The 10,293-nt window shown below is 68.9% G+C and carries 9 protein-coding genes; all 9 read left to right on the forward strand.

Annotated features, from left to right (window positions below):
- A partial coding sequence (locus ACWC24_RS41475; protein ID WP_450668102.1) for a C40 family peptidase occupies nt 1-1,059 on the forward strand: 1,059 nt, incomplete at its 5' end.
- Between the two features lie 290 nt (nt 1,060-1,349).
- Complete coding sequence (locus tag ACWC24_RS41480; RefSeq protein ID WP_450668103.1) at nt 1,350-1,700, forward strand: hypothetical protein; 351 nt, start codon at nt 1,350-1,352, stop codon at nt 1,698-1,700.
- The gene (locus ACWC24_RS41485; RefSeq protein ID WP_450668104.1) at nt 1,676-4,300 is read left to right on the forward strand and encodes an ATP/GTP-binding protein; all 2,625 of its coding nucleotides are present in this window, start codon (nt 1,676-1,678) and stop codon (nt 4,298-4,300) included. The genes ACWC24_RS41480 and ACWC24_RS41485 overlap by 25 nt, the downstream gene beginning before the upstream one ends.
- Nucleotides 4,297-5,211, forward strand: a complete 915-nt coding sequence (locus ACWC24_RS41490; RefSeq protein ID WP_450668105.1) for a replication-relaxation family protein — start codon at nt 4,297-4,299, stop codon at nt 5,209-5,211. Before ACWC24_RS41485 ends, ACWC24_RS41490 begins: the two co-directional genes overlap by 4 nt.
- A gap of 776 nt (nt 5,212-5,987) precedes the next feature.
- Nucleotides 5,988-6,524, forward strand: a complete 537-nt coding sequence (locus tag ACWC24_RS41495; protein WP_450668106.1) for a hypothetical protein — start codon at nt 5,988-5,990, stop codon at nt 6,522-6,524.
- Nucleotides 6,518-7,447 (forward strand): ATP/GTP-binding protein, encoded by a 930-nt coding sequence (locus tag ACWC24_RS41500; RefSeq protein WP_450668107.1) that lies wholly within the window; start codon nt 6,518-6,520, stop codon nt 7,445-7,447. Before ACWC24_RS41495 ends, ACWC24_RS41500 begins: the two co-directional genes overlap by 7 nt.
- Nucleotides 7,448-7,468: 21 nt before the next feature.
- Nucleotides 7,469-8,173 carry an SAF domain-containing protein gene (locus tag ACWC24_RS41505; protein ID WP_450668108.1) on the forward strand — a complete coding sequence of 235 codons (705 nt, stop codon included), beginning with the start codon at nt 7,469-7,471 and terminating at the stop codon, nt 8,171-8,173.
- A complete protein-coding gene (locus tag ACWC24_RS41510; protein WP_450668109.1) occupies nt 8,173-9,000 on the forward strand; it encodes a hypothetical protein in 828 nt (275 codons plus the stop codon). Before ACWC24_RS41505 ends, ACWC24_RS41510 begins: the two co-directional genes overlap by 1 nt.
- A partial coding sequence (locus ACWC24_RS41515; protein ID WP_450668110.1) for a CpaF family protein occupies nt 8,990-10,293 on the forward strand: 1,304 nt, incomplete at its 3' end. The genes ACWC24_RS41510 and ACWC24_RS41515, both read left to right, overlap by 11 nt.

The raw sequence follows: 10,293 nt of genomic DNA on the forward strand, positions 1-10,293 counted from the left end.
GCCATCAGCGCCTACGTCGCACTGAAGACAGCTGCCCAGGACGACGGCGGGATCGCCGAAGACGGCAGCGCCGCGGACATCCCGCCGCGCATGCTAGCCGCCTACAAGAAGGCTGTGCAGCAGGTCGGGAAGTACGTGCCGAAGTGCCAGGGTATGCGCTGGCCGATCCTGGCCGGCATCGCGAAGGTCGAGTCCAACCACGCCATCGGGCGCACCATCGCCGACAACGGCGACATCCGCCCGAAGATCTACGGGGTGCTCCTCAACGGCTCCGGCCAGGGCGGCAACACCACCATCGTCCCTGACACCGACGGCGGCAAGTGGGACGGAACCTCTCAGGGGGAGCGTGCGGTCGGCCCCTTCCAGTTCCTGCCCTCCACGTGGGAGTCGATCAGGGAGGACGGCAACAGCGACAAGATCGCCGACCCGCACAACGCCGACGACGCAGCCCTCGGCGCCGCGATCTACCTGTGCGCAGGCGGCCGGGACTTGGCCAAACGCGCCCAGCTCAAGGCCGCGATCTGGCAGTACAACCACTCCAACGCGTACGTCACAGGCGTGCTGGGCTGGATCGACCAGTACACGGCAGCCGCCAAGGACCCGAACCTGAAGAACGTCCCGGAAAAGGTCCGCACGGTGCTCGAGGCGGCGCTCTCCCAGCAAGGGGTGCCCTACTCGTGGGGCGGCGGCAACGCCGATGGCGCGTCGTACGGGATCTGCTGCTCACCCAGCGGCAAGAGCGGCACGACGGTCAAGGGCTTCGACTGCTCGGGGCTGACCACCTACGCGTACGCCAAGGCCGGCATCAATCTGCCGCGCACCGCGGCCGCGCAAGCCGGTGTCGGCAAGCGCATCCCCGCCAGCCTCGGCACGAGCGCCCTCAAAGTGGGCGACCTCGTCTTCTATGCCTACGCCCCCGGCCGCGATTCCACGATCTATCACGTAGGGATCTACGCAGGCAGCGGTCAAATGATCAACGCCGCCCGCCCGGGCACGGTCGTCCGGCTGGACTCGGTCAACGCCATGTCGGGCTATGCGGGGGGAGCACGGCTGCTGTGACCACCATCCCGCGCTCACCGCGTCTACTGGTGCTGAGCACCGCCCTACTCGCCGTCGCCGGGGTCGCCCTCCTCGGCATGCCGCACGGTCAGCAGCCACCGGCCCCGATGGCATCTCTGACTGCTCACGCAACCACGGATCCGTCACCTGCGGCCCCTACACCGACCACTAACGCGCCGGCCGTCAGCACCCCTGCCTCGACGCCCGCCGCGTCGACACCGGCGGCCGGTCAGTCCGCGCTGCCGCCCCACGGCGAAGGCACGGCCGGCGATGCGGCCATCCAAAAGGCGTTGGAGGCCGCGTGGCCCCCAGATCTTCCCTCCGGCGACGCACGCGAACTCCTGGCAGCGGGACTCGACCTCCTGCGCGCCGACGCCACCGAGATCGGCCGCGCGCATTGGCCCGCGGTCTTCCCCGCCTCCCGGCAGGGCCTCGCGCCGACGTTCGCCACCGCCCGTTTCCGGATCCAGGCCGCGATCGCCCGCCGCGACGGCAGCCCGGACAAGGCGGTGGTGCACCTGGTGTGGGCCGGCACCGACCGCGGCGGCACCTTCACCGACGGCCGCATCACCGACTGGCACTTCACCCGCACCAACACACCGAAGGGGGCGTCCACGTGGACTCCGCAGCCCCGTACTTGACTGGCCAGGCCTCCGCATCGGCATCCGGCCAGGTGCTCGGCCTCGTCTTGGGCATCGTTCACACCGCCGACTGGGTGATCACCTACTGGTGGGTGGTGGCCTTAGCCGCCGTGGCGGTCTGGGCCACGGGTGAGGCGGTGGTGCGCCATCTGGCGCGGAAGGCCTCGGCCGAACGGATGGTGCTGGAGCTCGTACCGTCGCGGCACTTCGACCCTGGTCTGGAGGAGATCTTCCGCCGGGGTGTGCAACTCGCCCGGGCATCTACGAGCATGCCGTGGTGGGCGCCGCGCCGGTCGAAGTCGGTGCAGATCCGGCTGCGCGCCGACGGCTCCAGCCCGCTGCGCTACCGCATCGAAGGCCCGGCCGGCGGCGAACGCCTTCTGTCGATCACGCCGTTCGGTCCGGCCGTCACCGTGAACCGGGCCCGTCCCCTCATCGACAAGCCCCGTGACCACGTGGTGCGGGCGGAGTTCATCCTGCGCGGCAAGCCGACCGCACCCCTGCGTGAGGTTCCGCTGAACCCGGACCCGTTGCAGCCGCTGATCGACGCCGTCTCGGACCTCCGTGCCGAGCTGGGGGACCTCGCCGAGATCCGGCTCGACATCCAGCGCGCCCCCAAGTGGGCACTGCGGGCCCGCCGTCTGCAGCTGATGAGCGACGCGCGTCGCGCGGAGCGGCGCGAGGCCCAGCGGGCCGCCCGGTGGGTGCGGCAGGACGCCACCGGCATCGAGGACTCGCTCACCTGGCAGCTGCAGCAACTGGTAGCCGGCAAGCAGGGCGGAGGCGGGCGCCGACTGGTCATGCCGCCCGTCCCGCGCCGGGTGGACCCGGAGGAGGCGCTGGGCAAGCTCGCCGAGGACGACCACCTGGTGCGGGTGCAGCTGCTGGTGATGTGCGCGTCGAACACCGAGGGCCGCGCCGAAGCCCGGCTCGCTCAACTCCAGGCCGCCCTGGACGTGTTCGGCGGCGGCTCGCGCTGGGCGATGCGTGGCTGGAGGGTAGGCCCCTGGCGGTTCGGGGCGGACCGCTGGCCCAGCCGGCGCGGCTTCGAACGCCGCTGGACTTTGGGGCACTGTCAGCCGCCCCGTCCGAACTGGGTCCGGCTGGAAGAGCTGACCGGCCTGCTCAAGCCGCCCACGACGCACTGCCGTCTGCCTCTGCTCGCCGGTGACCTGCCGACGTTCGAGCATGGCGATTCCGAGCTGTTGCTGCAGGGGATATACCGCGGCCCGGACGGCCGTCGGCGCCTGGTCGCCACCTACGCAAAGGAGACGCTGTTCGAGGTCGGGGTGGGCAAGGCGGGCGGCGGCAAGACGGAGCGCGCCCTCGCCCAGGCGATCGGCTGGGCGCATGCCGGCGGCGGGCTGATGTTCGTCGACCCGCACCGCGACTCGTGGCCGCGTGCCCTGCCGTTCCTCGCCCACGACCACCTGATGCCGCGGATCGCACTGATCGACCTCAACGCCAGCGGGCCTGCACCGCAGCTCAGCTGCTGGAACCCGATTGGTATGCACCAGGACCAGGTCGCGCACGAGGTCGTCGAGGCGACCGCCGACGCCTACGCGTCCGTGCTCGGCTGGGACGACGCCACCGCTCCCCGCGCGCTGACCATCTTCACTGCCGCCCTGGCGGTGCTGGTGGCTGTCAACGAGGCCGCCTGCCAGGCCGGGCGGCCAGAAGACCAGGCCACGATCTTTCACGTGCGGTCCCTGCTGACCGACCCGGACTTCCGTACGACGGCGCTCACCGCCATCGAGGGGCGTCTGGACGAGGAGACCCGCTCCTGGTGGCGGACCGTGTTCCCCACACTGCCCACCGACGCGTTCGCCGTCGTCCTCAATCCGATCGCCCGCCTGGCCGCGAACCCCGTCACCCGCGCCTTCCTCGGGCAGCCGGCCGGTATCTACAACATCCGGGCCGCGATGGACTCCCGGATGATCGTGTGGGTGTGCCCGGGCGGCAACGGGCCCACCGACCGGCTGATCACCGCGCTACTCGCCCGGGACCTGCTGCGCGCCGTGCGCTCGCGCCGCGATACCCCCGAAGCCCAACGGGTGCCGTTCCGCCCGTACTTCGACGAGCTGATCACCCTCACCGGCGCAGCCCCGGAAACGATCGCCGCGATGTTCGAGGACTTCCGCAAGTACAAGGTGCACGTCCACGGCATGACCCAGCTGCTGGCCCGCCTTCCCATCCCGGTGCGACTGTCGCTGGTGCAGAACGCCTCCACCCTGGCCTCGACCGCGGGTTCGCAGTCCGCTATCGCCCCGATCACCGCCGAGTGGGGTGACCGTCCAACTCCGGACGTCGTCGCCGCTCTGGACCGGTACGAGCACTACATGTCGCTGACCGTCGAGGGCCGCCGTGTCGGTCCCGTCCGGATCACCGGCCCTCACCTGGACAACGTCTTCGCCGACTACGCCCGCCCGGGCCAGGCCGGGGCACTGGAACGGGCCGCCCGGGCCACGGCAGGCGCCGCCCCGCTGGAGACGCTCACCGACCGGGCTGAAAACCAGCTCACCCGCGTAAGCGCCTTCCTCGCCCAGTCCTCCGCCGCCCAGCCGGCCGTCCATCTGCAGAAGAAGAGGAAGTACAAGTGACCACCGCCTTCGAGACCGCGCCGTCCGGCCGTGCGCCCAGCCCCATCGAGCCGCTGCCGCATCAGCTCCTGGCCGTACTCGGCCAGCACCGGATGGCGACCACGAATCAGCTCCACGAACTGCTGCGGCCCGGCGCGGCGCGACAGACCGTCTCCGCGCCGCTGAACAAGCTGCGCCGCGACGGCCTGGTGGACTACACCGTGCTGCCGAAGTCCAACCGGTCCCGCGCCTGGTACCTGACCAGCGAGGGCGCCCGGCTGACGAAGGACTTCCCCCCACTGCGGGGACGCCCCGCCTATCCGATCAACTCGGCCACGGCGGCTTCGCTGAAGACGCCGCATACCTTGACCGTGGTCCGCAGCCACCTCGCGTTCGTCGCTGACGCGCGCCGCCGCGGCGACGAGCACGGCCACCTGGACTGGACACCGGAGGTCTCCCACCCGCTCAGCGACGGCGAGCGGATCATCACGGACGCGGTCATGCACTACACCCTCATCAGGGGCGAGGAGCGCACCAAGCTGCGGGCGTTCGTCGAGGTCGACCGGGCGACTATGGGCAGCGAGCGGCTTGCCTCCAAGCTGATCGAGTACGCGCGGCTGTGGTCGTACGAGCCGCAGCCCGTCGGCCGGCCCCGCTCGCGGCAGCCCGCCGCCGCCGGGGCGGTGTGGCTGCGCTGGTATCCCGTGTTTCCCCGGGTGTTGTTCGTGCTGACCGGGGCCTCCCGGTACGTCCTGGGCAACCGGATCAGTGACCTGCAGGCCATGGTGGCGGAGCACCCGCTCGTGGGCACGCTGGCCCGGCATGTGCCGATGGGCGCCGCAGTCCTGGAGGACCTCGAGGACCCGGGGCCCACCGGTGACGTTTGGGTGCCTCTGGCTGGCGGCGATTCGAGGCCGTGGACCGAGCTGTGACATGGCGGCTCTGCGGCCGGTCGTTTGTCTCAGCCTCGCAACTGCCTCCGCAACCCCTTGAGATTTGCTCACGCGAACCAGTAGTTTACTGTCGCACAGTAGGGTGGCAGGCTCAAACGAACCCTTCCTGACCTGCACTTAGGGGATTCCTGATGACGCATGCAATGGAAACCATTCGCGCCCACGAAGACAGTGGCGAGGACACCAGGCCTCTCGGGACACGAGCCGTCTCCCTCATCGGCAGCCGCAGGCCGCACGGCGCCACCGCTCCCATTGGGGCCAGCCTCGAATCCGTGGGCGAAACGGGGAAGTCAGTCGCTTTCCAGCGAGAGCAACTTGCCAATGTCCCTGTCCTCGTGTGACCGCATATGACCAGCGTTACTCAGCACAACGCGCTTATACGACTGGGAACTTGACTGGCATATGCGTAGTGTTCCGATCACAGAGAGCACGAACGCCCAATCCAATCAGGGCTCACGGTCGGGTTGGGCTTCAGGGCGACTGCAGACTGGGCAGTCTGGTCGCCGGGCACTGATCAAGGAGGGATCGTGGCCCGCCAGGTAGAGGCACAGCCGCGGCTTTCACCCTGTGCGCCGCTCTGTGTAAACGGATCACCGCAGCTTGGATGGGCCATGGCCCTGGTCTGTCGCCGCAAGGCGCCCAGGGAGGCGGCCATCTGCATTACGTTCGTATGGGGAGACAACGTGACACGAGGACCACATCGTTCGTTATGGCTGTCCGCGGCCAGCATCCGATGTCGACGCACGGTGCCGGCCATGCTGGTGACCCTTCTCGCGGCCGCCGCGATGACGGGTTGCTCGTCCAGCGGTGGCGGAAAGGCTGAGGAGTCACCGAGTGCCAGCACTGCGCCCTCCACGACCTCCCCCAACGCTGAAGAAGCCCAAGCGCGGAAAGACGTCATCGCCGCTTACCGCGGCATGACCGACGAAGAGGTCAAGGCGTACGCGAAGTCGTCACTCGCCGGGAGCAACATCACCAAGTACGCCACTGGCGCAGCGCTACGGGACGCGAAGGACACGGTCTTCATCAACATGCAGAACGGCATCGTCGTCAGGGGCGAACCAAAGGTGACAGCTACCGAAGATGACGTTGCGCTCAGTGCCGCGGGCACGCGGGCGACTCTCACCGTGTGCTTCGACCTGAACACGTGGGAGTCGATCGATAAGAAGACGGGCAAGAGCGTCACCCCACCCAAGCAGGTCAAGCGGTACGTCATCACCGCTCACCTCCAAAGGCAGAGCTCGGAGTGGCTGGTCACCGACGAGAAGGCGAACAAGGAGAAGACATGCTGAGCCAGCGCGCCCTGGCTGGCGCCGTGCTGGCCGCTCTGCTCGCCTTAGCGTCAGCAGAAGTCACCGCGCATGCCGGCGGTGGCAAGGTCGTCTGCAATGAGAAGGGCCTGTGCCGGGTCGTAGCCGACGACACCACCACCACACCAGGCAGAGACGGTAACGGCGAACAGGCTTCGGACGACAAGCCCACCAATCCGAAGTGCTACGACAGCAACATGGTCGGCGACACGGAAGTCCCCTGCTACCTGGAGCACTTTGGCTACTGGGTCAACGGCCGCAATTGCTACTTCCAGAAACTCGACCCCCAACCACCTGCGGGTGATCCCCGATGGGCGGGGCACACCCCGGAAGACGGCGCGGTCTACAGCGCGTACTGCCCTGACAACCCCAACATGACCAGCCAGTGGTTCGCCCAGCCTCCGAACGGCGCCGCGGGCGTGGATCCCGAAGTGCTGGCACTGCAGGCGGTCAAGAAGATGACGCTGAGCGGTCCGGACATCGCCAGCCCGCGTGCTGCTGGCAAGTACATAGTCGGCGTTCCGATGTGGATGTGGGTCAACCAGAGCGCGACGACGTACGGGCCTCAGTCGGCGTCGGCGTCTGCCGGCACCGTGACGGTCACGGCGACGGCGAAGGTGTCGAAGATCGTATGGCAGATGGACGATGGCGCCACCGTGACGTGCACGGGCCCGGGCACGGTGTACTCCGCGTCGTCCGGCATGGCCGATTCCCCGACCTGCGGTCACCGCTACGCCAAAACCTCGGCTGAGGCCCAGGGCAGCAAGTACGCGGTGACCGCAACCTCGACGTGGTCGATCGACTGGGAAGTCACCGCCGGAGGAGGCGGACAGACCGGCCAGATGACGGAGACCCGGCAGTCCCGGATACAGGTGGCAGTCGGCGAACTGCAGGTCGTCAGATAACGCCACCGGAAGGACGAGACGTTGAGCAAGACCCAAGAATTAGACGCCGCCAGATCGAGCGGCATCCCCCAGCAGGGACGCCTGGCAGGACCCGTGGCACCGCCCCGGGTGTCGGCTCGCAGGCGAAGACCAGGTGTCATCGCGCTGTCACTGGCCCTGATCGCCGCCGGCGGCGCCGGGGTTGCCGTCCTGCTGCTGCAGGTCGGCAACCGCACCGACGTGGTGACCGTGGTCCGTGATGTCCAGGTCGGCCAGGTCCTCACCGAGGGCGACCTGGGCCGGGCATCCGTAGCCCTGGACCCGGCCGTCAAGGCGGTACGCGCCGACGATCTGAAGTCGGTGGTGGGCAAACGGGCCGCGGTGGAACTCAAGCCGGGCTCGCTGCTCGCCCCCTCGCAGGTGACCAAGGACAACCTGGTGAAGCCCGGCGAGCAGTTGGTGCCGATCGGCCTGGAGCCCAAGCAGATCCCGGCCACCGCGCTGGTGCCGGGCCAGAAGGTTCAGCTGGTGCGCGTCCCGACTCTGGGCACCACGGACGCGGACAAAACATCCGATGCTGCGCCGCAGACCATCAACGGGCGGGTCGTGAAGGCTTCCGACGCCGCTCCCGGGACGGGAATCGTGGTCGTGGACGTGGCCACTTCCGCCGCCGACGGGCCCAAGGCCGCCGCATGGGAAGCAGCCGGCACCCTGCGCCTGGTCCTCGCCGCTCCGGACGGTCACTGATGGCTGTCATCGCGCTCGCTGGCTGCAGTGGTGCTCCCGGCGTGACCACGAGCGCCCTGGCCCTGTTGCTGTCGTGGCCGCTGGAGCCAGGGCGGAACATGGTCCTGGCCGAGTGCGACCCGGACGGCGGGGCTGTGCTGCACGGACTGCTGCAAGGAACGCTCGGCGACCGGTACGGGCTGCGCAACCTGTCGGTCGCCGCCCGAAAGGGCGAGTTCAGCGACGCGTTCTGGCGCCAGCTCATCGACCTGAGCAGTGAGGACGGCGCGCAGGAATCGCCGCGCAACCGGCTGCTGCTGCCCGGTATCACCGACCCCTCTCAGTCGGCGAGCCTTGGCCAGGCCTGGAAGATGCTCGCGCAGATGTTCCGCGGTATCGAGGCCGAGAGCGACCACGACGTGCTGATCGACCTCGGCCGCCGCGGGGCGTACGGGCCTTCCGGGACCCTTGCGGAGCACGCCGACGCCACCTTCGTAGTGGTCCGCAACACCTTGCGGTGCCTGCAGGCAGCAGAGGGCCGGGTACGCGCGCTGGAAGAACGTGTCGGTGACGTCGGCGTGCTGATGATCAACGAGGGACCGTATCCGGCGGGCGAGGTGCAGCGTGTGCTGCAGGTTCCGGTGATCGCCACTCTGCCGTACGCGCCGGACGACGCTCGCGTGTTGTCCGACGGTGCCGAACAGCCCCGCCGGTTCACGAAATCGCCGTTGATGAAGGCCGCCCGCACCAGCAGCTCGCTGCTTCTCCAGCGGGCCGCGCTGCGCCGGGCCCGACTCGATCCGCGCATCCCACGCGCAGCCGGTGGGGAGGTGACCCATGCACGCTAGGCCCTTGCACCCAGACCCCATGGTGGCGCCGCTGCCCCCGGAGCGGGGACATCGGACTGCCGACGCACCGGCACCTGCCGGTGCTGCGGCCGGTACGCAGGTGCTCGGTGCCGCGGCTCCTCAGATCACCGTGGACTACCGGGTGGCCCGGGAGATTGCGTCCCAGGTCGCCAAGCAACGTGAGGAGCTGCTGAAGACGACGCCCGATATGGACCGGGCCAGCGAAGAGCAGCGCTGTCTGGACTGGATCAACGAGGCGGTCGCCTTGTGGTCGGATGCCCAGGCGATGGCACCGCAGGAGGACGAAATCCTGCGGCGTGCCGTGTACGACCTGCTGTTCCGGGCCGGCAGGCTCCAGCCGTATCTCGATGACGACCGGGTCGAGGACATCATCATCCAGGGTCCGCACGAGGTGTGGCTTGACTACGGCGACGGTCAGCGCCGGCGGGTCGGGCCGATTGCGGACTCCGAGGAGGAGCTGCTGGAGCTGTTGCGGGAGCTGGCGCGCGGCTCCGGGCACAGTGAGCGGACCATCTCTACCGCGAATCCGACGCTGGCTCTGTCGCTGCAGGACGGCTCCCGTCTGCAGGCGATCACGGGGCTGGGGCCGATGACGTATGCGGTCATCCGCCGGCACCGGGTCTCCCATGTCAATCTCGACGGCCTGGTGCGGCTGGGCACGATCGACCCGGTCCTGCGTGAGTTCCTCGGTGCGTGCGTGCATGCGGAGAAGAACATCATGATCGCGGGGAAGCAGAAGGCCGGGAAGACGACCCTGCTGCGGGCGATGCTCAAGGAGTTCGATCCGGACTGCCGGTTCGCCACCATTCAGACCGAGGACGAGCTGTTCGCCCATACCAACGGCTACCACCGCCAGGTCGTCTCGCTGGTCGGGCGGGAGTCCAACGGGGAGAAGGACGTCACGGGGCGGGGTGCCGGTGAGGTCACGCTGCTGGATCTGATGCATCCGGCGTTGCGGATGTCCCTGGAGCGGATCGTGGTCGGCGAGGTCCGCGGCCCCGAGGTCGTCGCCATGATGCAGGCGCTGACCAACGGCTCCGGCGGCAATCTGTGCACCATCCACGCGCGTCGCCCGGATATCATCTTCGACCGGATCGCCGAGCTGTACGCGCTCGCCCAGGACAACCTTTCCGAGCAGCTCGCCTACCGGCAGACCGCCAACGGGCTCGACTTCATCGTCTACGTCGACATGACGGACGAGACGCAGATCGGCGGCCGCCGCCACCGCTACGTCTCCCACGTGCTGGAGCTGACCGGGATCGGCGAGAACGG

The organism is Streptomyces sp. NPDC001443, from assembly GCF_053597355.1.